Origin of the sequence: Microbacterium sp. PMB16 (assembly GCF_051294855.1) — a bacterium.
Taxonomy (GTDB): domain Bacteria; phylum Actinomycetota; class Actinomycetes; order Actinomycetales; family Microbacteriaceae; genus Microbacterium.
On the sequence record NZ_CP145908.1, the window covers coordinates 2,608,681 to 2,633,699 of the forward strand.

Below are 25,019 nucleotides of genomic sequence, written 5' to 3' on the forward strand. Positions count from 1 at the left end.
GACCTCGGCGCGCTCACACATGCAAGGACGCAGATGAACGATTCGGCCGCACCCCACGACGACTGGACGGCGAGAGAAGAGCTGGCCGAGCAGATGATCCCGCTCATCGGCGCGCTCAAGCGCGAGAACGACGTGGTGACCTCGCTGCACGGGCACCGACTGCTCGGGCTGTCGGCCACCGGACTCGTCGAGGTGCACGAGCGCGTCGCCCAGCTCGGTCACGAGCAGCTGTCGCTGGAAGACACCCTCGCGGTGCTCGAAGGAATCCACGCCCTCGCGCCCGGCGCATCGTCGCTCGACGTCGCTCGTCTCGTCGCGGGTCTCGCCGAGAGCGGCCAGCCCCTCGACGCATACCTCGCGCAGGCGCTCGCTCCGGCCGTCGGCGCCGTCGCCGCCGCGCCGACCGACGTCGTGCTCTACGGCTTCGGCCGCATCGGCCGACTGCTCGCACGCATCCTGATCGCGCACACGGGTGGTGGCAGCGGTCTGCGCCTGCGCGCGATCGTCGTGCGCCGCGGTTCGGCGAACGACCTCGTCAAGCGCGCCTCCCTGCTCCTGCGCGACTCGGTGCACGGCCGCTTCGCGGGCTCGGTGACGGTCGATGAAGAGGCCTCGCAGATCATCGCGAACGGCACCCGCATCCAGGTGATCTACTCCGATGACCCGGCATCCATCGACTACACGGCCTACGGCATCCGTGACGCGATCGTGGTCGACAACACCGGCCGCTGGCGCGACGAGGCAGGGCTCAGCCGTCACCTCGAGTCGACGGGTGTCGCCCGCGTGCTGCTCACCGCTCCGGGCAAGGGCGCGCTCAAGAACATCGTGCACGGCATCAACGACTCGACGATCGGCCCCGACGACCGGATCGTCACGGCCGCATCCTGCACGACCAACGCGATCACCCCCGTGCTCAAGGCGATCGACGAGGCGTACGGCATCGCACGAGGTCACGTCGAGACGGTGCACTCGTTCACGAACGACCAGAACCTGATCGACAACTTCCACAGCGGAGATCGCCGTGGTCGGTCTGCCGTGCTCAACATGGTCATCGCCGAGACCGGGGCGGCGAAGGCGGTCGCGCGGGCTCTGCCGGAGCTGGAGGGCAAGCTCACGGGCTCCGCCATCCGCGTGCCGACGCCCGACGTCTCGCTCGCGGTGCTGCACCTCAGCCTCGAGCGTCCGGCCGTCAGGGACGAGCTGAACGACTACCTCCGTCGCGTCTCCCTGCACTCGAAGCTGCGCCAGCAGATCGACTACGTGGAGAGCCCCGAGGTCGTGTCCACCGACTTCGTGGGTTCGCACCGTGCGGGCATCGTCGACGGTCTGGCGACGATCGCGAACGACCGCGATGTCGTGCTCTACGTCTGGTACGACAACGAGTACGGCTACTCGTGCCAGGTGATCCGCGTGCTCGAGGTGATGGCCGGATCACATCCGATCGTGCTGCCAGAGCGTCGCGAAGTGACGCTGCAGAGCTGACCTGCTCTTCCCTTTCCTCCTTCCTTCTTTCGCCGAGCCGCCCCTTTCTGTGCGACCCGCCCCTTTAGCGACGTCCGCAAAGGGGCGGCCCGTACCGAAAGGGGCGGGTCGGCATGGAGAGTTCGAGGCATGATGGGGTCATGAAGACCGCGACCCTGCTGGCCGAGCGTCTCCGATCGCACCGTCTCACTGCACCGACGCGTACGGTGGCGGATGCCGCGCACCACATGCTCGCGGTGCAGAGCCAGGACTTCACCGCGGGGCGGTGGGCGCTCGCCGCCCGCACGCGCGGCGAGCCGACCCTGACCGACGTCGACCAGGTCTTCGATCGGGGAGACCTCGTCCGGGCGTGGCCGATGCGCGGCACGCTGCACACCGTGCCGGCGCGTGATCTGGGCTGGATCCTCTCCGTGACGGCGGCGCGTCAGCGGCAGCAGGCGGCGGGGCGGCATCGCGACCTCGGCATCGACGACGACATGGTCGCCCGCACCGTCCGGGCGCTCACGCCTGCGCTGCACGACGACGGGCGCACGCGTGCCGAGATCTTCGAGATCCTCGACGGCGTGGGTATCGACCCGACCGGCCAGCGCGGCCTCCACCTGCTCTTCGTCCTCACGATCGACGGGCTCATCTGTCAGGGGCCCGTCGTCGCCCGCGACGGCGTGACGCGCGAGCAGCGCTTCGTGTTGGTCGAAGACCACATCCGCGACCACGCGCAGCCCGACGATCCGCTCGCCGAGCTCTTCGTGCGATACGTGACGGGGCACGGTCCCGCGGGCGTCGCCGACTTCGCCTGGTGGTCGGGCCTCACGCTGGGCCAGTCGCGCGAGGCGCGGGAGCGCGCAGGTGGACGAGTGACCGAAGTGGCCGAAGGTCTCTTCCTGGCAGCGGATCGCCCGCGCCGTGCCGCCGGTGCGGCATCCGTCCTGGCCCTCGGGGCCTTCGACGAGTACTACCTGTCCTATGCCGACCGTACGACCGTCTGCGCCGCCGAGCACTTGGCAGGCGTCGGTCCGGGCAAGAACGGCATGGTCCGCGCCACGCTCGTCGAAGACGGACGGGTGATCGGATGCTGGATGCACGCCACCGCCAGCAGGGGAGCCCCGCCCGAGTTCTTCACGGCGCCCGCCGACCCGGAGGCCGTCACCGCGGCACTCGCACGCTTCGATCGGTTCCTGTCGAGCTGAGCGGGTTCTACTCGTCGGCGTGCCGCCCGAGGAAGTTGTAGACCTCGTTGTCGTCGACGCCCGGGAAGGCACCGCGGGGGAGCGGCGAGAACATGTGCGTGTGCACGCGGGCGCTCGGCCAGGCCTTCCCGTTCCAGCGCTCCGCCAGGTCGTTCGAGGGGCGCCGGCAGCACGCCTCGTCAGGGCAGGTCGACACGGCGCGGTCGCTCGTCTCTCGGCCGCGCCACCAGCGCGCATCGTCGAACGGGACGCCGACGGTGATCGAGAACTCGCCGTCGCTCGACGAGCCGGTCTGCGTCGAGCACCAGAACGTCCCGGACGGGGTGTCGGTGTACTGGTGGTGCTCCGTGGTGCGGTTCTGCTGCGTGAAGGCGGCTCGCGCCTGGAACTTGCGGCAGACGCGCTGGCCTTCGACGGCGCCCGTCACGTCCATGGGCAGGGGCAGGTCGTCGTTCTCGTAGACCCGGGTGATTGCGCCGGTGGCATCCACGCGGAGGAAGTGCAGCGGGATCCCGAGGTGCTGTGTCACGAGGTTCGTCATCCGCATGCCTGCGGCCTCATGGGTCACGCCGAAGGCGTCGCGGAAGTCCTCCACCGCGAGATTGCGGTCCTTCTTCGCCTGCTGCAGGAAGGCGACTGAGGCCGTCTCGGGCATCAGACAGCACGCGGCGAAGTAGTTGATCTCCAGGCGCTGCTGCAGGAAGTCCGCGTAGTCCGTGGGAGGGGTGTGTCCGAGCAGTCGGTGCGCCATCGCCTGCAGCGCCATCGAGCGCAGGCCGTGGCCGCCGGGGATGGATGCCGGCGGCAGGTAGATGCGTCCGTTCTCGAGATCGGTGACGGAACGGGTGGAGTGCGGCAGGTCGTTGACGTAGATCAGCTCGAATCCGAGCTTCTCGGCCATGATGCTCACGGTGCGGTGGGTGAGCGCGCCCTGCACGTGACCGGCGGCCTTGAGGTGCTTCTCGGCGAGCTTCTCGATGTCGGGCAGGTAGTTGTTCTGTGCCCGCATCCGCAGACGCAGCTCGGTGTTGCCGCGGCGTGCCTCTTCGGGGGTGGCGATCGCCTCGCGCTCGCGACGCTGCAGCTCGCGGTGCAGGCCGAGGACCGATTCGATCGTCTCGTCGCTCGTGCCCTTGGTGACCCGGATGGGCGCGATGCCGAGCTGGCGGAATACCGGGCTCTCCTGGGCGCGATCGAGTTCGATCTCGAGCGCGGCGCGACGGTTCGGCGGCTCGCCGGAGATGAGGTCGGTCACCTGGGTGCCGGTGGCCTGCGCGATCGCCTGCAGCAGCGACAGCTTCGGCTCGCGCTTGCCGTTCTCGATCAGGCTCAGCTGCGAACCCGCGACGCCGACGAGGGCGCCGAGCTCGTCGAGGGTGAAGCCGCTCTCCTGCCGGTGATGACGGATGCGGTGGCCGAGAGTCGTGAGATGAATGCCGGAGGACGCCATTCCTTGAGTCTAGCGAAAGAATTGACTTTCTTACCGCCTGTTTCGGCCGAAAATAGCTCACAACACGGAAGAAGATGGGTTCAACGCCCCACACTTCAAAGGAGCAGCAGTCATGGCCATCGCCGAAGTCTTCACCCCCCGCACGTCTCCCGTCGCCGCGACGCGCACGTTCGGCGCGGCACCGACCTACGACACTCCCGCGATGGCCGAACTGGCCGCCTGGGTGGAAGAGATCCGCGCGCTCACCCAGCCCGACTCGGTGCACTGGGTCGACGGCTCGCGTGCCGAGAACGACTGGCTGCTGCGCGGCCTCGTCGACGAGGGCAAGCTCATCAAGCTGAACCCCGAGTGGCGCCCCGGCTCCTACCTCGCCCGTTCGCACCCGAGCGACGTCGCCCGCACCGAGGGCCGCACCTACATCGCCTCCGAGCGCGAAGAAGACGCGGGCCCCACGAACAACTGGGCCGACCCCGCCGAGATGCACGCCAAGATGGACGAGATCTTCGAGGGCTCCATGCGGGGCCGCACGATGTACGTCGTGCCGTTCTCGATGGGCCCCGTCGGCGGCCCGCTCTCCCACATCGGCGTGCAGGTCACCGACAGCGCCTACGCCGTCGCATCCATCGGCATCATGACCCGCATCGGCGACGCCGTCACGCGACAGATCGCCGAGGGCGCGCACTGGGTCAAGACCGTCCACACCGTCGGCGCCCCGCTGGCTGCTGGCGAGCCCGACGTCGAATGGCCCTGCAACGACGAGAAGTACATCGTGCACTTCCCCGAGACGCTCGAGGTCTACTCCTTCGGCTCCGGCTACGGCGGCAACGCCATCCTCGCCAAGAAGTGCTTCGCACTGCGCATCGCCTCGGTGATCGCCCGCGACGAGGGCTGGCTCGCCGAGCACATGCTGCTCATCCGTGTGATCGATCCGCAGGGCAAGGCGTACCACGTCGCGGCCGCGTTCCCCTCGGCCTGCGGCAAGACGAACCTCGCGATGCTCCGCCCGACGATCCCCGGCTGGAAGGTCGAGACCCTCGGCGACGACATCGCGTGGATCCGCCCGGGAGAAGACGGCCGCATGTGGGCGATCAACCCCGAGGCCGGCTTCTTCGGCGTCGCACCCGGCACCGGTGAGTCGACGAACGTCACCGCGGTCGAGACCCTGTGGGGCAACACCATCTTCACCAACGTCGCGCTCCGCCCGGACGGCGACGTGTGGTGGGAGGGGCTGACCGACCAGGCGCCCGCGCACCTCATCGACTGGGAGGGCAACGACTGGACGCCGGATTCCGACCGTCCCGCCGCGCACCCGAACTCCCGCTTCACGGTGTCGGCGGCGCAGTGCCCGCAGATCGCCGAGGACTGGGAAGAGGCCGTGCCGCTCGACGTCATCCTCTTCGGCGGTCGTCGTGCCAGCAACGTCCCGCTCGTCGTCGAGGCGACGGACTGGACGCACGGGGTCTTCCTCGGCTCGAACATCTCGTCCGAGCGCACGGCTGCGGCCGAAGGCAAGGTCGGCGAGCTCCGCCGCGACCCCTTCGCGATGCTGCCGTTCTGCGGCTACAACATGGCGGACTACTTCGGTCACTGGCTGAAGGTGGGTCGCGGCCTGCGCTTCGACCGTGCGCCGCGCATCTTCCAGGTGAACTGGTTCCGTCGCGGCGACGACGGCCGGTTCCTGTGGCCCGGATTCGGCGACAACTCGCGTGTCGTCGACTGGATCATCCGCCGCATCTCGGGTGACGTGCCCGCGGTCGACAGCCCGATCGGTCGCCTGCCGAGGATCGAAGACCTCAACCTCGACGGTCTCGACATCCCGGCCGCCGACCTCGACGAGCTGTTCTCCGTCGACGCGGAGGCCTGGAAGACCGAGGCCGACCTCACCGAGGCGTTCTACGACACCTTCGGCGACAAGGTGCCGGCGGCGCTGCGCGCCGAGCTCTCCTCGCTCCGCTACCGCCTCGCCAAGGCGTAGCCCCCAGACCGGTGCCGACTCGGGGGAGTCGGCACCTCTTACCCGCGAAGGCGGGACGTCAGAGACGAACCCATGGCTGAGTGGTCTCCGGTGTCCCGCCTTCGCGTTTTCGCGTCTCGGCAATCCGCAGAGCGCGGCGATGGCTTCGCTAGGGTCGAAGGATCCGCGCCTGTGCGGTGCTGACGGGGGAAACGCGATGAGACGAGGTGTGATGCGGCACGGTGTGATGCGGCACGGTGTGATGCGGCAGGGTCTGATCGGGGGCGGGGTGCTCGCCGTCCTGTGGTTCGTCTGCGGTTGGCTGTCGTATCTCCTGTCCGGAGCCGGTGGCAGCCTCGCCACGCTCGCGTCCCTCGTACCGACGCCTCTGGGCCGCGGTGTCTTCGGGAGTCCTGTTCTGTGGGCGGTCGTCGTCCAGTTGCTGATGACGGCCGTGCTCGTCGCCGGTTTCGCGGCGCTCGCCTCCCGGCTCGCCGCGGGACGGGTCGTCTTCGCGGCCGCGTGGCTCGCCGCGATTCTGACCGCTTTCGGCGTCGGTGCTGCTCTGGATCTCGGGAACTTCATCGTCGGGGCGAGCGCCTTCGGGATCCGTGGCGCCATCGGCACCATGGGCGCGGCTTCGGAGACGACCTGGTGGGCCGTGGTCGTGGGATGGATTCCCGCACTCGTGTCCGCGCGGATGGGACGCCCCCGGGACGAGGCCGCGAGTCCTGCACGTCGCGCGGGTGCAATGACTCCGATCGCCGTCGTGTCGCTGATCGCCGGAGTCGCGCTGATTCTCCTGCCGTTCGCCGCTCAGGCCGGCAGCGACGCCATGCAGCAGCAGTTGCGCGACGAGCAGGCCGCCGCGCAGGCGGAGGCTGATCCGAGTGGAGCGGCGGCCGCGGACCCTTCCGCGTCCGGCGAACCTGTGCCCACGGCAGGGCCCTCCGATGGTGCAGCGGCCGAAGGGTCATGCACGGCGGAGAACACGACGATCATGACGCCTCCTCCGGACGGCGCCACCGGACACCGCGGGCAGGTGCTGCAGCTCGTCAATGTGGGGGAGGGGGCGTGCGTCCTCGACGGATACCCGGATGTCGCGTACGGCGACCAGAACGGGCATCTTCTCGACGTGGCCGTGGAGCACGGCCGTTCGTTCATGGCGGAGGATCCGGGCGCGGAACCGATCACTCTGCAGCCGGGCGAGTCGGCCTCGGCCGTGATCGGATGGGACGCGAACTCGGTGCAGGGACAGCTCGCCGCCCGCAGCATCTGGATCGCCGTGCTGCCCGGTGAGGAGCGGCTCTCCTGGGAGATGCCGCTCGATATCATCCCCGGCGCGACGGTGCACGTGACGGCCTGGCAGGCCATGGTGCTCCCCGCGGGGTGACGGTTCAGGCCAGGAGCTGGTGGCGCGCGAGGTCGCGGTAGAGCGGCGTCGACTCCACGAGTTCTTCGTGGGTCCCCTGGCCGACCACCACGCCGTCCTGCAGCACGACGATCAGGTCGCTGTCGACGACGGTCGAGAGGCGATGAGCGATCACGACGAGCGTGCGGTCGGTGGAGACCGCGTCGATCGCCTCGCGCATCCGCTGTTCGTTGACGCCGTCGAGAGACGACGTGGACTCGTCCAGAAGCAGGATCGGAGCATCCGTGAGCAGGGCGCGCGCGATCGCGAGGCGCTGACGCTCACCGCCCGACAGCATCACTCCGTCTTCGCCGACCGGCGCCTGCAGCCCGAGCGGGTTGCGTTCGAGCACATCGCCGAGGTTGACCGCGCGCAGCACGCGCTCGCAATCGGCGTCGGATGCCTGGGGAGCGGCGAGCCGCAGGTTCTCGGCGAGTGTGCCGGCGAGCGTGGGGGCGTCCTGTTCGACGTATCCGAACTGCGCACGGAGCTCGTCGCGCGGGTAGGTGCGCGCGTCGTGGCCGTGCAGGCGGATCGATCCGCCGGTCGGGTCGTAGAAGCGCTCGACCAGCGAGAGGATCGTGCTCTTGCCTGCGCCGCTCGGGCCGACGAGGGCGACACGCGTTCCGCGCGCCACCGAGAAGGAGACCCCGCGGAGGACCTCCCGATCCGTGGTCGAGGCGGCGTCAGCATCCGCAGGCTCCACGTGTGCGTCGGCGAGCAGCGTCCTGGCTTCCTTCGCCGCCGCCAGGCGGGCAGCCACGACGTTGTCGGGGTAGTGGAAGCGCACGTCGCGGAACTCGATTGCCGGTGCGGATCCGACCGATTCCGGAGCGCCGGGTCCCTGAGCTTGTCGAAGGGTCGCCGCGATCTTCTCGTCGTCCTGGGTCTCGGTGGGCAGGTCGAGCACCTCCTGGATGCGTCCGAGTGCGCCGAGCGCCTGGTTGACCGAGGTGATCGCGCCGAACGTCGAAGCGAGGGGCATCACGAGCAGGAACAGGAACATGATGAACGAGATCAGCGCGGCGATCGTGATCGCGCCGGCCGCCACCCGGAAGCCGCCGACGCCGAGCACGACCAGCAGGGACAGCTGCAGCGCGATGCCGGAGACGGGCACGACGAGGGACGAGATCTTGGCGATGCGCACGCCGATGCCGTAGGCATCGGACGCGAGTTCGGTGACCGTCTCGGTCTCGCGGTCGGTGGCGCCCGAGGCGCGGACCGTGCGGATCGAGCCGATCGCCCGCTCGACTCCCGAGGCCAGTTCTCCGACCTTCTCCTGCTGCGCAGTCGACGCGGTGCGGATCCGGCCGCTCAGCGCGACGACCACGACGACCGAGACGCCGATCACCACCACGATGAGGAGCAGGAGGATCGGGTCGATCACGAGCATCGCGATCAGCGCGCCGAGGAACAGCACAGCGCTGCCGACGGCATCCGCCAGTCCCTGCGTGAGCACGGCGTAGAGCAGGGTCGTGTCGGTGCCGACCCGCGAGACGAGGTCGCCGGTGCGGCGCGCATCGAACTCGGACACCGGGAGATGCAGGATGCGGGCGATGAGCTTGCGCCGACTGGAGTAGACGACGGCCGTGCCGGTGCGCTGCAGCAGGTAGTGCTGGAAGCCGGAGATGATCGACGAGACGATCACGAAGCCGACGAGCAGCCAGATCAGCAGGCCGAGCGCGCGCTGGGATTGCACGGCCTCGATGACCTGCCCGACCAGCAGTGGCTGGACGAGCGAGGTCGCTGCGCCGACGACGCTGAGCACCGCGACGACGATGAGCGTGCGCTTGTGCTCGAACAGGAAGGGGAGGAGCTGGCGGAACGTGGCGCGCGGGCCTTCGGGCTGCGTGCCGCGTCCGCGCCGGCGTGGTGTCGCCGTGCGGGACATGCGGGACCTCGATCTGAGAACGGTACTTCGACCGTACTTCGTGCGCGGCCGAATTCTGTGGATGGGCTGAGTGCGATCAGCGCCGGCCGAAGCGGCGATGCGCCGCCTGCTTGCTGACGCCCAGGGCGCTGGCGATCGCCTGCCAGGAGTACCCGGCGTTGCGCGCGCGGCGCACCTGCGCCTCTTCCGAGCGAGCGACCTCCTGGCGGATGCCGGCGAGCCGGTGCAGCTCGGCCAGCGGTTCGCCTCGGTCGTCCTGTCCGATCGCGGTCGGTGATGTCATGGTGACCTCCGTCGTCAATCCTTGTTGACGCTCGTGCAAAAGTCAATATGTGTTGACGGATGCTGCGGAGGAGATCTGCGGTCGGGAGGGAGTTCCGTCGCGATCCCGACCTCCCGAGCGCAGATCTCCTCCGCAGTGAAAGTGAGGATGCCCGCGCAACCCTCCTCCCCGGAGCATCCGCATCCGGACTTGTCCACAGCGCAGGGCCAGAAGACGGTGGCGGCTCTCGAGGGACGTGCCGGGCGGGACACCATCGGTGCATGGGGTGGAGCGAGATCGTTCAGGATGCCGGAGGTGTCGTGCCGGTCGCGACGTTGCGCGTGGCGGGCATCACGCGGCACGTCGTGAACAGAGCGGTCGAGCGCAACGAACTCGTGCGTGTGCGTCGGGGATGGCTGGCGCTACCCGATGCAGACCCGATGCTCGTGGCAGCGGCGAAGACCGGAGTCGTGCTCACGTGTATGACTCAGGCGCATCGGCTCGGGCTCTGGGTTCTCAGCGACGGAAGTACCCATGTCGCGGCGCGGCCACACGCAGGACACGTTGCGGTGCGGGCTCGCGTTCACTGGGAAGAGCCGGCGATCCCGCGTCCGCCAGGGTTGCTTGCAGACCCGGTCGAGAACGTGCTCGCGATCGTCGCGCGCTGCCAGCCGCGTGATACGGCGCTCGCCGTCTGGAACTCGGCTCTTCAGTCAGGGCAGACTGATCTCGCGATGCTCCGGCGATTGCCCCTCTCTCGAGAGTCCCGCTCCCTGCTCGATGAGGCGACGCCGTTCGCCGATTCGGGGTTGGAAACGATGGTCGTGCCGCGGCTCCGCTGGCTGAAGCTGTCTCTTCGGCGACAGATCTGGATCGCCGGTCATCGAGTCGATCTGCTGATCGGGGACTGGCTGGTGCTGCAGATCGACGGCGGACATCATGTCGGCGCGCAGCGCACCCAGGACATCGAGCACGACGCGAAGCTCCTGCTCCTGGGATTTCATGTCATCAGGGTCGGCTATGTGCAGATCGTCGAACGCTGGAGCGAGGTGCAGGACACCATCATGCGAGCGATCGCGCAGGGGCTGCATCTTGCGCACTGAATCGGCAGTCGGTCGGGAGGAGAACTGCAGAGCGGAGGGGCATCCGGCCTTATCCCATCCTCCCGAATGCAGATCCCCTCCCGACCGACGGCGTGCCCGATGACAGACTGGACGGATGCTGTCCGCACCCAAGCTCGTCCCCGGCGACCGTGTCGCCATCCTGTCGCCGGCGTTCGCGGCCCCGGCCGTCGCTCCGGCGCTGCACGAGCAGGCGTTGCGCCGCCTGCAGGAGCTGACCGGACTGATCCCGGTCGAGTATCCGACGACGCGCGAGCTCGATGCGACGCCCCAGGCGCGGGCGGCCGATATCGACGCGGCCTTCGCCGATCCCGGTATCCGTGCGATCCTCGCCACGATCGGCGGCAGCGACCAGGTACTCGTCGTGCCGCACCTCGATCCGGCGCTTCCTGCCGCCGACCCGAAGCCGTTCGTCGGCTACAGCGACAACACCAACATCCTCAACTGGCTCTGGGGGCTCGGAGTTCAGGGCTACTACGGGGGCTCGACCGCGGTGCATCTCGGACCCGGCCCGGCCGTCGACGACATCCACCTGCGGTCGCTGAGAGCCCTGCTCATCGATGGCGGAACGCTCGACATCACCGAACCGGGCGAGTCGGAGGATGTCGGAAGGCGCTGGGACGACCCACGCGCACTCACCGAGTTCGGCGATCGTGTCGCGACCGAGGACTGGACCTGGGCCGGACCCGCGGCACGCGTGGCCGGCCGCACATGGGGCGGCTGCCTCGAGGTGATCGATGGACTCGCGATGGCCGATCGCCTCCCTGCTGCCGCCGCGCTCGAGGGCGGGATCCTGCTGCTCGAGACGAGTGAGCAGCGCTCTCCCGCCGACTGGGTGGCGCGATGGCTGCGGGGGCTGGGGGAGCGTGGCATCCTCGGGGCGGTGGCGGGGGTCATCGTCGCCCGCCCACCGGTGAGCGACTTCGAGTTCCACCCGTCGCCTGCCGAAGCCGATGCGCTCCGTGCCGCGCAGCGCGATGCCGTGTTCGAACAGGTCACCCGCTACAACCCCGACGCGGTCGTCTGCATCGGCCCGCCGTTCGGCCACACCCGCCCGCAGTGGATCCTGCCCTACGGCGGTGTCATGACCCTCGACGGCGCCGCTCGCACGATCACGGCCGAGTACTAGCTCCAGTCGCAGAATCGCACGGATTCTGCCGTCGGGTGCCTGCCAGTTCGCGACCGGAACCACGGGGAACTGTTCTAGGGTGTCCGGATGAGCGAGACGAAGTGGGTCCTGTTCGACATCGGCGGCGTGCTGGAGGTCGTCGACGACGACACCTGGCAGGACGAGTGGTGGGAGCGCTGGCGCGATCGCAGCGGCCTCGATCGGCCGGACTTCGATGCGCGGGTCGCCGCGGCGGACCTGCCGTCCATCGACGTGACCGCCGGGCGCGAAGCCGAGTTCTGGCGGGCGCTCAGCACGGCGGTCGACCTCGATCCCGAGCAGCGGGCCGCCATGCGCGCCGACTTCTGGGACGCGTACTGCGGCACCGGCAACACCGAGCTGATCGAGTACGCGCGCTCTCTGCGCGGACGTGCCCGCACCGCGATCCTGTCGAACTCGGCAGACGGGGCGCGCGAAGAGGAGGAGCGGCGCTTCGGTTTCTCCGAGATCTTCGACCCGATCTGCTACAGCCACGAGCTCGGGGTGAACAAGCCCGACCCACGGGTCTACCGGCTCGCACTCGAACGACTCGATGCCGCCCCCGCCGACGTGTTCTTCATCGACGATCACACCGAGAATCTGGTCGGGGCTGCCGGTCTCGGCATCCGAGGCATCCTGCACCGCGACAACGCCGAGACGATTGCGGCGATCGAGACGTTCCTGTCCGGCGGTGCCCCCGCCGCCTGAGCACCTCCCGTCGCAAAAGGCACGCATCTGCGAACGAGATGCGTGCCTTTCGCGACCGGAACCGGGGAATCCGCGTCAGGGTTGCGACGCCGCCGCCACCCCGAGATCCTCCTCATAGTCGACGTCCTTGGTCTCCTTGCTGAGGAGCAGCGCCACGAACGTCAGCACGGCCATCGCCGACAGGTACAGGCCGACCAGCCACGGCGCGCCGTCTCCGAGCTCCCACAGCCACACCGCGATGAGCGGTGCGACGGCGGCGCCGAGGATCGACGACACGTTGTACGAGATCGCGGACCCCGTGTAACGCACGTTCGTCGGGAACAGCTCCGGCAGCAGCGCGCCCATGGGGCCGAACGTCGCACCCATCAGCATGAAGCCGAGCACCAGGAACGCCTGGACGAGTGTGGCCGAGAGCTGCGGGTCGGCGGCCGGGAGCAGGAAGGCATTGAACGTCAGGCCGAAGACGATGATGAGCCCGGTGACCCACAGCAGCAGCTTGCGACGACCGATCCGGTCGGCGACCGGTCCCGACAGCAGCGTGAAGATCCCGAAGAACACCACGCCGACGATCTGCATCAGCACGAAGTCGGTGTAACCGAAGCCGAGACCGGGGTAGAACTGCGCCGCGAACGCCGAGGAGTCGAAGTCCTTGCCTGCCGCCTCGGCGGCTGCCTGTGCTGCGGCCGAGGCTGTCTCGAGCGAGGCCGCCTTGGTGCCGTACGCCAGCGTGAAGTTCGTCATCAGGTAGAACAGCACGTAGGTCGCGAGCATGATGAACGTGCCGAGAAGCAGCTGCCTCCAGTGGAACCGGAACGCGGTCACAAGCGGCAGCTTGCGGATCGCGCCCTTCTTCTCCGCGTTCTTGAAGGTGTCGGACTCGACGAGCCGCAGACGCACCCAGAGGCCGATGATGACCATCACCGCCGAGAACAGGAACGGGATGCGCCATCCCCACGAGAGGAAGGCCTCCGACTTGAGCGCCGGGTTCTCACCGTGCGGCAGCAGCCAGTTGATGGCGAGGAAGAGAAAGTTGGCGATGATGAAGCCGAGGGGAGCGCCCAGCTGCGGGAAGGTGCCGTACCAGGCGCGCTTGCCCTTCGGGGCGTTCTCGGTCGCGACCAGCGCGGCGCCCGACCACTCGCCGCCGAGCGCGAATCCCTGCGCGAGACGCAGGACCAGGAGCAGGAGTGCCGCCCACCAGTTGATCTGCTGATACGTCGGCAGCACGCCGATCAGGAACGTGGCGATCCCCATCGTGAGCAGGGATGCGACGAGCGTCGCCTTGCGTCCGAACTTGTCGCCGAAGTGTCCGAACACGACGGCGCCGATCGGGCGGGCGACCATCGCGGCGCCGAACACGCCGAACGAGGCGAGGAGTGAGGTCGTGTCGTTGCCGGTGGGGAAGAAGAGCACGGGGAACACGAGCACGGCTGCTGTCGCGTACGCGTAGAAGTCGTAGAACTCGATCGTGGTGCCGACGAGGCTCGCGGTGATGACGCGCGAACGCGGATTCGCCGGCGCGGGTGCCGACGTGGGTGCGGTGCTCAAGGTGCTTCTCCGTCCAGTCCCCGATCTGCCGAGGGACTCGGGCGAGTTTACGCCTTCCTGAGTGTTGGCTGGGTGCGGTGGGCACGTCGGATAGCGTGTCGTCCATGACGACGCGGATGCTGCTGCTCGCCGACACGCACGTGCCGAAGCGCGCCCGCCGCCTGCCCGATGCCGTGCTGCACGCGGTCGACGATGCCGATCTGGTCGTGCATGCGGGGGACTGGGTGGACCTGGCGACGCTGGACCTGCTCGAATCGCGGTCTCACGCGTTCCACGGGGTCTACGGCAACAACGACGGGCCCGAACTGCGGGCGCGTCTGCCCGAGATCGCGCGGTTCACCGTCGAGGACGTCGAGATCGCGGTGATCCACGAGACCGGTGCGGCGACGCGGCGCGAGGAGCGGATGGATGCCGCCTTCGCCGGGGTCGACCTGCTCGTCTTCGGCCACTCGCACATCCCGTGGGACACGGTCTCACCCGCCGGCATGAGGCTGTTGAACCCCGGTTCTCCCACGGATCGCCGCCGGCAGCCGGTCTGCACCATGATGTGGGTCACGATCGACGGCACCGACATCGAGACGACGCTGGTGCCGGTCCTGTGACCGAAGACCGCTCCCGCTGTCACGCGGTGCGCTGTCACTCCTCGGTGTCGCCCAGAGAGAGCGCGCCGACGAACTGCGCGCGAGGAGCCAGGACGTTCTCCAGCTCGAGCACGACGAGGCGGTTCGATCCCGCGCGCGTCACCGGTGCCGGAACGTAGAGCGTGCGCTGCGGGCCGTTGCGCCAGTAACGACCGAGGAAGAAGCCGTTCACGAACGCGTAGCCCTTGCCCCACGCCGCGGTGTCGAGGAAGAGTGCCGCGTCCGTCTCCAGAGTGAACTCGGCGGTCCAGGCGGTCGGACTTTCACCCGCGGGCGCGCCGCCATCGCGTGCACCGACCTCCGCCGCGATCGGGCGGACGTCGAGGGGCGTCGAGCGCCATCCGGTCAGGGGTACGCCGTCGAGCGCGATGGCACCGATCAGCCCCTTCTCCTCGCCGAGCCGGTGGTCGTAGTTCACGCGTCCCTGGTCCTCGACGAGGATGCTGAGGCTGCGCCCCGCGGGAATCCGGAGCGCGCGGTCGTGCCGTGTGCGTGAGAGCGTGCCGACCGGCTGGCCGTCGACGCTCACCCAGGCGAGGTCGCGGACGTCTTCCACCGTCAAGAGGCCGCCGGCGCTCTCGGGGAGTTCCACGTCGTAGCGCACGAGCGCGCTGAGGTGGGCGAGCTCGTCGAAGGTCTGCGGGCGATCGGTGACGAGGGTGGATGCCGCGGCATCCGTCCACGCCCCGACGGGAGACAGGTCGACGTCGAGCTCCGGCGCCGGGGCCGCAGGAGCAGGAAGCTCTTCGGGAACGGGGGCGTACCGCGCGATGACCTCGCGGAACGCGAAGAACTTGCTGGTCGGCTCGCCCGCCTCGTCGAGCGGAGCGTCGTAGTCGTAGGAGGTGACGAGCGGGAGGTAGCGTCCCTTGTCGTTCGCACCGTTCGTGAGGCCGAAGTTGGTGCCGCCGTGGAACATGTAGATGTTGACCGATGCGCCCGCCGCGAGAAGGGCGTCGAGATCGGATGCCGCGGTGGCGACGTCTGTCGTGTGATGCACGCCGCCCCACCAGTCGAACCAGCCGTCCCAGAACTCCGAGCACATGAGCGGCCCGTTCGGCTGGTGCTTTCGCAGCGTCGCGAGGCGTTCTGTGCTGCGCGAGCCGAAGGATCCGGTCTTGTGCAGGTCGGGCAGGCTGCCGTCCGCGAGCATCTGGTCGACGGGCTGGTCGACCGTGGTCAGCGGCACGGTGATGCCGGCTTCTCTCGTGACCGCGACGAGCGCTTCGAGGTACGCCTTGTCGGCGCCGTACGCGCCGTACTCGTTCTCGATCTGCACGAGCACGACGGGGCCGCCGCGATCGATCTGCCGGGGAGCCACGATCTCGTACACGCGGCGGAGATACGCGCTGACATCCGCGAGGAACGCGGGCTCCGACGATCGCAGCTCGCGCTCGCCGCCGGTGAGCCAGACCGGCAGCCCGCCGTTGTGCCACTCGGCGCAGATGTAGGGGCCGGGGCGGACGATGGCGTCCATGCCTTCCGCGTGCACCAGGTCGAGGAACCGGCCGAGGTCGTTCCATCCGCTCGCATCCCAGTCACCGCGCCGCGGTTCGTGCGCGTTCCAGGCGACGTAGGTCTCGATGGTGTTCAGACCCATGAGCCGCGCTTTGTGGATGCGGTCCTGCCACTGATCGGGGTGCACCCGGAAGTAGTGGATGGCGCCGGAGATCACCTGATGGGGCTGGCCGTCGCGGAGGAAGTCGGTCGCGCCGATGGAGAAGGAGGTCACGTTTTCGTGGTGCTTTCAGTGGAGGATCGGGCCGCGCTGGGGACCCTGGGGTCCCCAGCGCGGCCGAGTGCGTTACTTGTTGACGGTGAAGCCCTGGGCGTTGCCGTACTCGACGAGCGCGTCCTGCCAGGCGGTGAGGCCCTTGTTCAGGTCGGTCCCGTTCTGGTACGACTGGCCGACGGTGTCGCCGAAGATGCTGTTGCCGTAGACCTGGTACGGGAGGTAGTTCCAGCCTTCGATGACATCACCGGCTGCTGCCGCGAGGACTTCGTTGATCTTCTGGCCGCCGAAGTACTCCGGCGCATCGGACAGGAACTCCTCGCTCGACAGCTCCGCGTTCGTCGACGGGAAGCCGCCCGACTCGAGGAAGATCGAGATGCTGTCCTCGGAGTTGTTCAGCCACCACAGGAAGCCGGCCGCGAGTTCCGGGTTCTTGCTCTGCGTGGTCACAGCCTGACCGCCGCCGCCGTTCTCGGCGCTGGCGGGCTTGCCGTCGTAGCTCGGCATCGGAGCGACGCGCCAGTCACCGGCGCCGTCGGGGGCGCCCGTGATCAGGTTGCCGGGCATCCAGGCGCCGATCACGAGGGTGGCGAGGCTGCCGTCGCCGAGGGCGCGGAACCACTCGTCGCTCCAGCTGCCGTAGGGCGCGACGAGGTCTTCCTCGACGAGGCGGTTCCAGTTCTCGGTCCACTTCTTCGACCCGGCATCCTGCAGGTCGATGGTGACGTCGGTGCCGGAGGTCTCGAACGGCTTGCCGCCCGCCTGCCAGATCATCGACGTCGCGAAGCCGGCGTCACCGGTGTCGTTGGTGATGTAGGCGTCGGGGTTCGCCGCGTGGATGGTCTTGGCGGCCTCGTAGTACTCGTCCCAGGTGGTGGGGACGTCCACGCCGGCGGCGTCGAACACTGCCTTGTTGTAGAACAGTGCCATGGGGCCCGAGTCCTGCGGCAGGCCGTAGACGGCGTCGCCATCGGTGACGGAGTTCCAGGTCGACGCGGTGTAGTCGTCTTCGAAGTCGGCGAAGCCGTACTGCGAGAGGTCGACGAACGCGTCGGTCAGGGAGAACTGCGGGAAGGCGTAGTACTCGACCTGGACGACATCCGGAGCGCCGGAGCCCGCCTTGATCGCGTTCTGCAGCTTCGTGTACTCCTCGTTGTTCGTGCCGGCGTTGACGAGGTTGACCTTGACGTTCGGGTACTCCTTCTCGAACGCCGCGACCTGGGCCTCGGCGGAGGGGGTCCACGACCAGTACGTGATCTCGCCACCCTTCTCGAGAGCCGCCTCGACGGAGTCGAACGAACCGGCGCCGGCGTTGCCGCCGTTGCCGGCATCGCTGGTGCCGCCGGTGCCGCAGCCGGCCAGCGCCAGCGCTGCCACAGTGCCTGCGGCGAGCACCGCGAGGGTGCGTCGCGCGGGGGAGGGAAGGTGCTTCATTGCTGTGTCCTTTCGGGAGGGACGGTCCAGCGTCGGACCGCTGTGGTGATGCCGGAGGTGCGGGGTTACTGCTTGACGCTTCCCGCGGTAAGACCTGACTGCCAGAACCGCTGCAGCAGCAGGAAGGCGATGACGATCGGGATGATCGTGAGGAGAGAGCCCATGATCACGAGGTTGTAGATCGGCTGGGATCCGGCGCCGATGGCCTGCGCGCTCCACTGGTTCAGACCCACGGTGAGCGGGTACCAGGCGGGGTCGGAGAGCATGATCAGCGGGAGGAAGTAGTTGTTCCACGTCGCGACGACCGTGAACAGCGCGACCGTGACGATGCCGGGGGCCAGCAGGCGCATGGAGATCGTGAAGAAGGTGCGGAACTCTCCTGCGCCGTCGATGCGCGCGGCCTCGAGGAGTTCGGTGGGCACCGATTCCGTGGCGAACACCCAGATCAGGTACAGACCGAACGGACTGATCAGCGACGGGATGATGACCGCCCAGGGCGTGTTCGTCAGGCCGAGCTCGCTGAACAGCAGGAAGGTCGGAACCGCAAGAGCGGTACCGGGCACCGCGACCGCGCCCAGGACGACGGCGAAGACCGCGCGGCGACCGGGGAAGCGGAACTTCGCGAGACCGTAGCCGGCCATCGTCGCGAGCAGCGTCGCGCCACCGGCGCCGACGACGACGTAGAGGAGCGTGTTGCCGAGCCAGCGGAGGAAGATGCCGTCGCGGTACGAGAAGGTGGCGACGATGTTGTCGAAGAACGCGAAGTCGTCGGCGAACCAGAGCCCGAACGAGCTGAACAGGCCGGACTGGGTCTTGGTCGAGCTGAAGATCAGCCAGACCAGCGGCACGAGGGTGTACAGCGCGTAGACGACCATGACGATCAGCAGCGTGTTCGACTTGCGCGGATTCATCAGGTCGTGGCGCTTGCGGGAAGGACGGGCGAGGGGGAGTGCCATGTCAGCGCACCTCAGACTTCGAGCCGCGCAGCTGCACGACGTAGGCGATGACCGCGGTGATGACGCCCATGATGATGGCGATCGTCGCGGCGTAGTTGAACTGCTGGCCTGCGAACGACAGGTTGTACGCATACATGTTCGGCGTGAAGAACGTGGTGATCACGTTCGGCGCCAGCGGGCGGAGGATGTTCGGCTCGTTGAAGAGCTGGAAGCTGCCGATGATGGAGAAGATCGTCGCGATCACGAGGGCTCCCCGGACCGACGGGATCTTGATCGAGAAGATCGTGCGCCATGCTCCCGCACCGTCCAGCGAGGCGGCCTCGTACATGTCGGTCGGGATCGTCTTGAGCGAGGAGTAGAAGATCAGCATGTTGTAGCCGACGAACTCCCAGGTCACGATGTTGCCGATCGAGACCAGCATCCATTCCTTGGCGAAGGGGGTGATCGCGTCGATCCCGAGGAAGTCGTTGACGTTGCTCGCGAGACCGAACTGGTCGCCGTAGATGTAGCCCCACATCAGCACGGCCACGACGGCCGGTACCGCGTAGGGCAGGAAGATGATGATGCGGAAGAACGATGCTCCGCGCAGGCGTGCGCTGTCGAGGGCGAGCGCCGCGCCGAGAGCGAGCACGAGCATGATCGGCACCTGCACGACGAGGAAGATCACGACGCGGCCGAACGCCTCCCAGAACTGGGGGTCTGTCAGTGCGCGGACGTAGTTGTCGAGGCCGACGAAGGCGTTGCCGCCGATGAGCTTCTCCTGGAAGAAGCTCAGGTACAGCGCGTAGGCGAGTGGTGTCAGGAACACCAGGGCGAACACGACCATGAATGGGCCGACGAAGGCCCATCCCTTCCAGTCGCGCTTGTCGCGGCGTCGGATGCCGAGGGCTCCGAGTGCTGCGGGGTTTTCAGTCGTCATCGACGAGACCTTCTTCGAGTAAGTGCGCTCGACGCGCCATGTGTCTACGTCAACATATGCGATCGACTGCTAGTGTGTCAACGTCAACATATGAATGGATGGTTGATCGTGTCCTCGGAGCATCTGACAGAGCCCTCGCAGCGTCGTCGCGAGCCGTCGATGGAGGATGTGGCGCGGGAAGCCGGCGTCTCCGGACAGACCGTCTCACGCGTGGTGAACTCCCGCGGATACGTCGGCGCCGCCACCCGCGAACGGGTGGAAGCGGCCATGCAGAGCCTCGGCTACCGCCCGAACAGCGCGGCGCGCGCCCTGCGATCCGGGCGATTCCGCACCATCGGCGTCGTGATGTTCTCCTTCAGCTCCTACGGCAACCAGCGCACGCTCGACGCGATCGCCGTCCGCGCGGCGCAGCTCGGCTATGCCCTCACCCTCATCCCCGTCGAGTCGAGCGCGGGAGAGACCGTCGCCGGTGCCTTCCGCCGGCTCGAGGAGCACGCGGTCGACGGCATCATCATCGTGATCGAGGCGCATCAGCTCGACGAGGCCGACATCGAGATCCCGGCCGGGCTGCCCGTCGTGTTCGTGGACTCGAATCGCGCGGCGACGCATCCGTTCGTCGACACCGATCAGGCGCAGGGCGCGAAGCTCGCGACCGAGCACCTGCTCGACCTCGGACATGACACGGTCTGGCACGTCGCGGGCCCCGCGAAGTCGTACTCCGCCGAGCGTCGGCGCGAGGCCTGGCGGTCGACGCTCGATACCCGCGGTCGCAACATTCCGGAGCCGATTCAGGGTGACTGGTCGGCAGAGTCCGGCTACGAGGCGGGCCTCCGGCTGCGCGAGATCGACGACGTCACGGCGGTGTTCGCCGCGAACGACCAGATGGCCATCGGCGTGCTGCGTGCATTCCGCGAGGCCGGGCGCGACGTGCCGGGCGACGTCAGCATCGTGGGGTTCGACGGACTGCCGGATGCCGCGCAGCTCTGGCCTCCGCTGACCACGGTGCAGCAGCATCCCGAGCGGGTCGGCGCGCTCGCCGTGGATGCCCTTCTCGTCGAGCTCGACGGCGACGAGCGTCAGCAGACCCCGCTGGTGGGCACCGAGCTCATCGTGCGGGAGAGCACGGCGCCGCCGAAGACGCGCTGACGCCCGATTCCCGCCGCGCTCCGGAGGAGATCGGCGTTCGGGAGGGCGAAATTAGGCAGATCGACCTCCGCACTGCAGATGTCCTCCCGAGCGGGCCGACGGATGCCGGGGCTCAGCGCCAGAGGAGCGCGATCGCGGCGTTCGTGACCGCCAGGATGCCGATGAGCCAGAACACCGCCGACGGAACGGTCTCGCCGCGCTTCTGTCGGGCGCTGCCGATGCCGAGCATGGCGCCGATGATGAGCAGCACGACGAGCTTGGTGCCGATCTTCACGTAGTTCAGCGGACCGTCGATGCCCCACGGCGCGGCGAGGGCGAGACCGGCCACTCCGGCGATCGCCAGGCCGTAGTCCATGATCCGGGTGATCTTGCGCTCCCCGCCGAAGGCCTGAGCGGCCCACGATCCGAACAGCACGGCGAAGCCGATGAGGTGGACGAGCACGACGATCAGGCGCAGGGTCTCCATGCCCTCACGCTACGATTCCGACCGATATTCCGCCAGCAAGGCGAGGCTGTCCTCGCTGTACCGGCGCTCAGCCGCGGAGCTCCCGCGTGACGAGAGCGGTGCGCAGCGCAGCATCCGCCGCTTCCGCGCCCTTATCTTCTTTCGACCCCTCGAGGCCGGCCCGGTCGAGGCCCTGCTTCTCATCGTCGAGGGTGAGCACACCGAATCCGACGGGCTTGCCCGCGTCGAGGGAGACCCGGGTGAGGCCGTCGGTGGTCGCCGCAGACACGTACTCGAAGTGCGGCGTGCCGCCCCGGATGATCACGCCGAGTGCGACGACGGCATCCGCCCCGCCCGCGAACGCGGCCTGGGCGGCGATCGCCAGCTCGAAGGATCCGGGCACGCGCACGAGCCGGTGCGTCGCCTGGGCCGCGTCGAGCACGCGCTCGGCCCCCGCGATCAGACCGTTCGAGATCGTGTCGTGCCAGGTGCCGGCGACGATGACGACGTTCAGCCCTCGTCCGTCGATCGCTCCGGCCTTCGGTGCTCCTGCGCCGCTCATTCGTTGTCCTCTCCGTGGGCGAGAGCCTCTGCGAGCTCGTCCGCGCCGATGATGTGACCCATGCGGTCACGCTTCGTCTCCAGGTACTGATGGTTGTTCGGTCCGACGCCGACGATGAGCGGCACCTGCTCGATGATGTCGAGGCCGAGGGCGCGCAGCTGGTTGACCTTGTCGGTGTTGTTCGTCAGCAGACGCACCTTCGAGATGCCGAGGTCGCTCAGGATGCCTGCCGCTGCCGCGTACTCGCGGGCGTCGGCAGGCAGACCGAGGGCGAGGTTGGCGTCGACCGTGTCGAGGCCCTCCTCCTGCAGGCTGTACGCCCGCAGCTTGTTGATGAGGCCGATGCCGCGCCCCTCATGACCGCGCATGTAGACGACGACGCCGCCGTCCTGCTCGATCGCGTCGAGAGCAGCGTCGAGCTGTGGTCCGCACTCGCATTTGAGGGATCCGAAGGCCTCTCCGGTCAGGCACTCCGAGTGCACTCGGACGAGCGCGGTCTCGGACAGCTCGCCGGAGACGACCGCGATGTGGTCGGTGCCGGTCACGCGGTCCTTGTAGGCGAGGAAGCGGAACGTGCCATGGGTGGTCGGCACCGTCGCATCGGCGCGCAGACTCACCCGGCGTCCGCGGATCGCCTTGGGCGTCGAGCCTTCGGGGTCGATCTCGTTGAGGTACGCGATCAGCTGTTCGATCGTGATGACGGGCACACCGTCGCGCGCGCCGAGATCCAGGAGCCCCGGCATCCGCATCATGCTGCCGTCTTCGGCGACGACCTCGGCGATCGCGCCGACCGGGCGGAGACCGGCGAGCTTCATCAGCTCGACGGCGGCTTCGGTGTGGCCGCTGCGCTCGCGCACGCCGCCGTCGACTGCCCGCAGCGGGAGCACGTGCCCCGGGCGGATGAGACTGGTCGCGGTCGATGCGGGGTTCGCCAGCACGTTCAGGGTGTGTGCGCGGTCGTGTGCGCTGATGCCGGTGGTCACGCCTTCCGCGGCGTCCACGCTCACGGTGTAGGCGGTGGAGCGGGCGTCTTCGCTGGCGGCGACCATGGGCGGCAGGTTGAGGCTGTCGGCGAGGTCGGTGGGCATCGGCGCGCAGAGGAATCCCGACGACCAGCGCACCGTCCAGGCGACCCACTCGGGTGTGGCCAGTTCCGCCGAGAGGATGACGTCGCCCTCGTTCTCGCGGTTCTCGTCATCGGCGACGAGCACAGGCCTCCCGGCGCGCAGCGCGTCGAGGGCCTCGGGGATGGTGGAAAGGCTCATCGCGAGCCTCCTTCCGGTGCGACGGCGGGGACCGCTCGGAACGCGAGCAGGCGCTCGACGTGGCGGGCGAGGATGTCGGTCTCGAGATTCACGCGGTCGCCGACAGCGCGTGTGCCGAGGGTGGTCGCGGAGAGGGTCTCCGGGATCAGCGAGATCTCGAACCAGTGCCCCGCTTCGGCCCCAGAGCCTGCACCCGCGGGCCCTGAGCCTGACGAAGGGCTGACCGCGCTCACGGTGAGCGAGGTCCCGTCCACCGAGATCGAGCCCTTGTCGACGACGAGCGGTGCGAGGTCGGCGGGCAGGCTGACTCGCAGGACGCTCCACTGCGCGCCGGGACGCACCTCGAGCACCTCCCCGACGCCGTCGACATGCCCCTGGACGATATGGCCTCCCAGACGCGCCCCGACGGGCATGGCCTTCTCGATGTTGACGCGCGTGCCGACGGTCGCCCCGCCGATCGCTGCGACGTCGAGGGTCTGCTTCATCACGTCGGTGTCGAACGTCTCGGCCGTCGAGCCGACCACGGTGAGGCAGACGCCGGAGACGGCGATCGACTCGCCGTGCACGGCATCCGCTGCGGCCTTCGGCGCGCGCACGGTCAGCCGCCAGCCGTCGCCGGCGGGTGCGATGGCGGTGATCTCGCCGATCTCCTCGATGATTCCGGTGAACATCAGAGTGCTCCTTCGTTCTGAGAGCGGTCTTCGATCGCGGGGTGGGCGATCGCAAGCAGGTCGGTTCCGAGCGGAACCCATTCGTCGACCGTGAGGCGTCGCGCCTGCGCGATCGAGGAGACGCCGATGTCGGTCAGAGCGAGTCGGTCGCCGCCCAGCAGCACGGGGGCGAGGTACACGAGCACGCGGTCGGCGAGCCCGGCGGCGATGAACGCGCTGGCCAGGGTCGGGCCGCCCTCGACGAACAGGCTCTGGATGCCGCGGGCATGGAGGTCGGCTGTGACCGCGTGGAGATCGTGGGTGTCGAAGAAGAGGGGAGGGTGCGGATGCCGGTGCACGGCAGCATCCGTCGGCGTCGGGCGTGAACCGATCACCACGGGAATCGGCTGGTGCGGCAGCAGGGCGTCGCCGTCGCGCGCGGTCAGTGCGGGGTCGTCGGCGAGCACCGTGCCGATTCCGACCGCGATGGCGTCTGCCGCGGAACGGCGCTGGTGCACGTCTGCGCGGGCGGCGGGACCGGTGATCCACTGACTGGAGCCGTCGGATGCGGCGGCGCGACCGTCGAGGCTCTGCGCCCATTTGACGGTGATGTGCGGGCGGCCGAGCCGCTGAGCCGTGAGCCACCCGTCGATCAGTGCGTGCGCGGCCGTGGCCTGCTCTCCGGCATCGACGCTCACGCCCGCACCGCGCAGACGTTCCGCACCGCCGCCGGAGGCCGCGCCGGGGTCGTCCAGCGCGTAGACGACCCGCGCGACGCCCGCTTCGATGAGCGCGACAGCGCAGGGTCCGGTGCGTCCGGTGTGGTTGCACGGCTCCAGAGTGACGATCGCGGTGGCACCGCGCGCGGCGCCGGGGGCGAGCTTCGACAAGGCATCGACCTCGGCGTGCGGGGTTCCGGCGCCGTGATGCCACCCCTCGGCGAGAACCTCACCGTCGGGGGAGAGGAGGACGGCGCCGACCTGGGGATTGACTCCGCGCGGGCCGAGGGCGGCGAGCTCGAGCGCACGGCTCATCGCCTGCCGCTCCGTCTCGTTCACTGCCATCCGTCGTCCTCCTGTGAGGCTCCGGAGCTTCTCCTGATCGGAGA

Annotated in this window: 22 protein-coding genes; 9 read left to right on the plus strand and 13 right to left on the minus strand. The window is 68.7% G+C overall.

Annotated features, from left to right (window positions below; all coding sequences use genetic code 11):
• Positions 1 to 33: 33 nt before the first annotated feature.
• Entirely contained in the window at positions 34 to 1,482 is a 1,449-nt protein-coding gene (locus V5D55_RS12495) for a glyceraldehyde-3-phosphate dehydrogenase (protein WP_435743465.1), read from the plus strand.
• Positions 1,483 to 1,622: 140 nt separating this feature from the next.
• Positions 1,623 to 2,669 (plus strand): winged helix DNA-binding domain-containing protein, encoded by a 1,047-nt coding sequence (locus tag V5D55_RS12500; protein WP_435743467.1) that lies wholly within the window; start codon positions 1,623 to 1,625, stop codon positions 2,667 to 2,669.
• A 7-nt stretch (positions 2,670 to 2,676) separates the two neighbouring features.
• Here the strand turns inward: V5D55_RS12500 and V5D55_RS12505 are convergent, their stop codons facing one another.
• A complete protein-coding gene (locus V5D55_RS12505) occupies positions 2,677 to 4,119 on the minus strand; it encodes a helix-turn-helix domain-containing protein (protein WP_435743469.1) in 1,443 nt (480 codons plus the stop codon).
• 112 nt (positions 4,120 to 4,231) lie between these two features.
• On the opposite strand from V5D55_RS12505, the gene V5D55_RS12510 reads away from it, so the two are divergent.
• Both V5D55_RS12510 and V5D55_RS12515 read left to right on the plus strand, forming a co-directional pair.
• Positions 4,232 to 6,094: a phosphoenolpyruvate carboxykinase (GTP) gene (locus V5D55_RS12510; RefSeq protein WP_435743471.1), complete on the plus strand. Its 1,863-nt coding sequence runs from the start codon at positions 4,232 to 4,234 to the stop codon at positions 6,092 to 6,094.
• A 211-nt stretch (positions 6,095 to 6,305) separates the two neighbouring features.
• On the plus strand, positions 6,306 to 7,466 hold the full coding sequence (locus V5D55_RS12515) for a DUF4232 domain-containing protein (RefSeq protein WP_435749294.1): 1,161 nt from the start codon (positions 6,306 to 6,308) through the stop codon (positions 7,464 to 7,466).
• Positions 7,467 to 7,470: 4 nt separating this feature from the next.
• Here V5D55_RS12515 and V5D55_RS12520 read toward each other — a convergent pair whose 3' ends face one another.
• Both V5D55_RS12520 and V5D55_RS12525 read right to left on the minus strand, forming a co-directional pair.
• Positions 7,471 to 9,375 carry an ABC transporter ATP-binding protein gene (locus V5D55_RS12520; protein WP_435743473.1) on the minus strand — a complete coding sequence of 635 codons (1,905 nt, stop codon included), beginning with the start codon at positions 9,373 to 9,375 and terminating at the stop codon, positions 7,471 to 7,473.
• A gap of 76 nt (positions 9,376 to 9,451) precedes the next feature.
• Positions 9,452 to 9,658: an AsnC family protein gene (locus V5D55_RS12525; protein ID WP_435743475.1), complete on the minus strand. Its 207-nt coding sequence runs from the start codon at positions 9,656 to 9,658 to the stop codon at positions 9,452 to 9,454.
• A gap of 260 nt (positions 9,659 to 9,918) precedes the next feature.
• On the opposite strand from V5D55_RS12525, the gene V5D55_RS12530 reads away from it, so the two are divergent.
• From V5D55_RS12530 to V5D55_RS12540, 3 genes are all read left to right on the plus strand, one after another.
• Positions 9,919 to 10,740: an endonuclease domain-containing protein gene (locus V5D55_RS12530; protein ID WP_435743477.1), complete on the plus strand. Its 822-nt coding sequence runs from the start codon at positions 9,919 to 9,921 to the stop codon at positions 10,738 to 10,740.
• A gap of 115 nt (positions 10,741 to 10,855) precedes the next feature.
• The gene (locus V5D55_RS12535) at positions 10,856 to 11,887 is read left to right on the plus strand and encodes an LD-carboxypeptidase (protein ID WP_435743479.1); all 1,032 of its coding nucleotides are present in this window, start codon (positions 10,856 to 10,858) and stop codon (positions 11,885 to 11,887) included.
• An 87-nt stretch (positions 11,888 to 11,974) separates the two neighbouring features.
• A complete protein-coding gene (locus tag V5D55_RS12540; RefSeq protein WP_435743481.1) occupies positions 11,975 to 12,613 on the plus strand; it encodes an HAD-IA family hydrolase in 639 nt (212 codons plus the stop codon).
• A gap of 75 nt (positions 12,614 to 12,688) precedes the next feature.
• On the opposite strand, the gene V5D55_RS12545 is transcribed toward V5D55_RS12540, so the two are convergent.
• Positions 12,689 to 14,161, minus strand: coding sequence for an MFS transporter (locus tag V5D55_RS12545; RefSeq protein ID WP_435743483.1), 1,473 nt, complete (start codon positions 14,159 to 14,161; stop codon positions 12,689 to 12,691).
• Between the two features lie 104 nt (positions 14,162 to 14,265).
• Here V5D55_RS12545 and V5D55_RS12550 point away from each other — a divergent pair, with 104 nt between their 5' ends.
• Positions 14,266 to 14,763, plus strand: a complete 498-nt coding sequence (locus V5D55_RS12550; RefSeq protein WP_435743485.1) for a metallophosphoesterase family protein — start codon at positions 14,266 to 14,268, stop codon at positions 14,761 to 14,763.
• A 34-nt stretch (positions 14,764 to 14,797) separates the two neighbouring features.
• On the opposite strand, the gene V5D55_RS12555 is transcribed toward V5D55_RS12550, so the two are convergent.
• From V5D55_RS12555 to V5D55_RS12570, 4 genes are all read right to left on the minus strand, one after another.
• Positions 14,798 to 16,534, minus strand: a complete 1,737-nt coding sequence (locus V5D55_RS12555; protein WP_435743487.1) for a glycoside hydrolase family 35 protein — start codon at positions 16,532 to 16,534, stop codon at positions 14,798 to 14,800.
• A gap of 72 nt (positions 16,535 to 16,606) precedes the next feature.
• Entirely contained in the window at positions 16,607 to 17,968 is a 1,362-nt protein-coding gene (locus V5D55_RS12560; RefSeq protein WP_435743489.1) for an ABC transporter substrate-binding protein, read from the minus strand.
• Positions 17,969 to 18,033: 65 nt separating this feature from the next.
• Complete coding sequence (locus tag V5D55_RS12565; RefSeq protein WP_307381238.1) at positions 18,034 to 18,879, minus strand: carbohydrate ABC transporter permease; 846 nt, start codon at positions 18,877 to 18,879, stop codon at positions 18,034 to 18,036.
• Positions 18,880 to 18,925: 46 nt separating this feature from the next.
• Positions 18,926 to 19,843 carry a carbohydrate ABC transporter permease gene (locus tag V5D55_RS12570; RefSeq protein WP_435743491.1) on the minus strand — a complete coding sequence of 306 codons (918 nt, stop codon included), beginning with the start codon at positions 19,841 to 19,843 and terminating at the stop codon, positions 18,926 to 18,928.
• 159 nt (positions 19,844 to 20,002) lie between these two features.
• On the opposite strand from V5D55_RS12570, the gene V5D55_RS12575 reads away from it, so the two are divergent.
• On the plus strand, positions 20,003 to 20,989 hold the full coding sequence (locus V5D55_RS12575) for a LacI family DNA-binding transcriptional regulator (RefSeq protein WP_435749295.1): 987 nt from the start codon (positions 20,003 to 20,005) through the stop codon (positions 20,987 to 20,989).
• A 112-nt stretch (positions 20,990 to 21,101) separates the two neighbouring features.
• On the opposite strand, the gene V5D55_RS12580 is transcribed toward V5D55_RS12575, so the two are convergent.
• From V5D55_RS12580 to ribD, 5 genes are all read right to left on the minus strand, one after another.
• Positions 21,102 to 21,455 (minus strand): Fe-S protein, encoded by a 354-nt coding sequence (locus V5D55_RS12580; RefSeq protein WP_435743493.1) that lies wholly within the window; start codon positions 21,453 to 21,455, stop codon positions 21,102 to 21,104.
• Positions 21,456 to 21,522: 67 nt separating this feature from the next.
• Complete coding sequence (ribH, locus tag V5D55_RS12585) at positions 21,523 to 21,996, minus strand: 6,7-dimethyl-8-ribityllumazine synthase (RefSeq protein WP_435743495.1); 474 nt, start codon at positions 21,994 to 21,996, stop codon at positions 21,523 to 21,525.
• Positions 21,993 to 23,261, minus strand: coding sequence for a GTP cyclohydrolase II (gene ribA / locus V5D55_RS12590; RefSeq protein ID WP_435743497.1), 1,269 nt, complete (start codon positions 23,259 to 23,261; stop codon positions 21,993 to 21,995). The genes ribH and ribA overlap by 4 nt, the downstream gene beginning before the upstream one ends.
• The gene (locus tag V5D55_RS12595) at positions 23,258 to 23,932 is read right to left on the minus strand and encodes a riboflavin synthase (protein WP_435743499.1); all 675 of its coding nucleotides are present in this window, start codon (positions 23,930 to 23,932) and stop codon (positions 23,258 to 23,260) included. Before V5D55_RS12595 ends, ribA begins: the two co-directional genes overlap by 4 nt.
• The gene (gene ribD / locus V5D55_RS12600; protein WP_435743501.1) at positions 23,932 to 24,975 is read right to left on the minus strand and encodes a bifunctional diaminohydroxyphosphoribosylaminopyrimidine deaminase/5-amino-6-(5-phosphoribosylamino)uracil reductase RibD; all 1,044 of its coding nucleotides are present in this window, start codon (positions 24,973 to 24,975) and stop codon (positions 23,932 to 23,934) included. The genes V5D55_RS12595 and ribD overlap by 1 nt, the downstream gene beginning before the upstream one ends.
• Positions 24,976 to 25,019 lie beyond the last annotated feature (44 nt).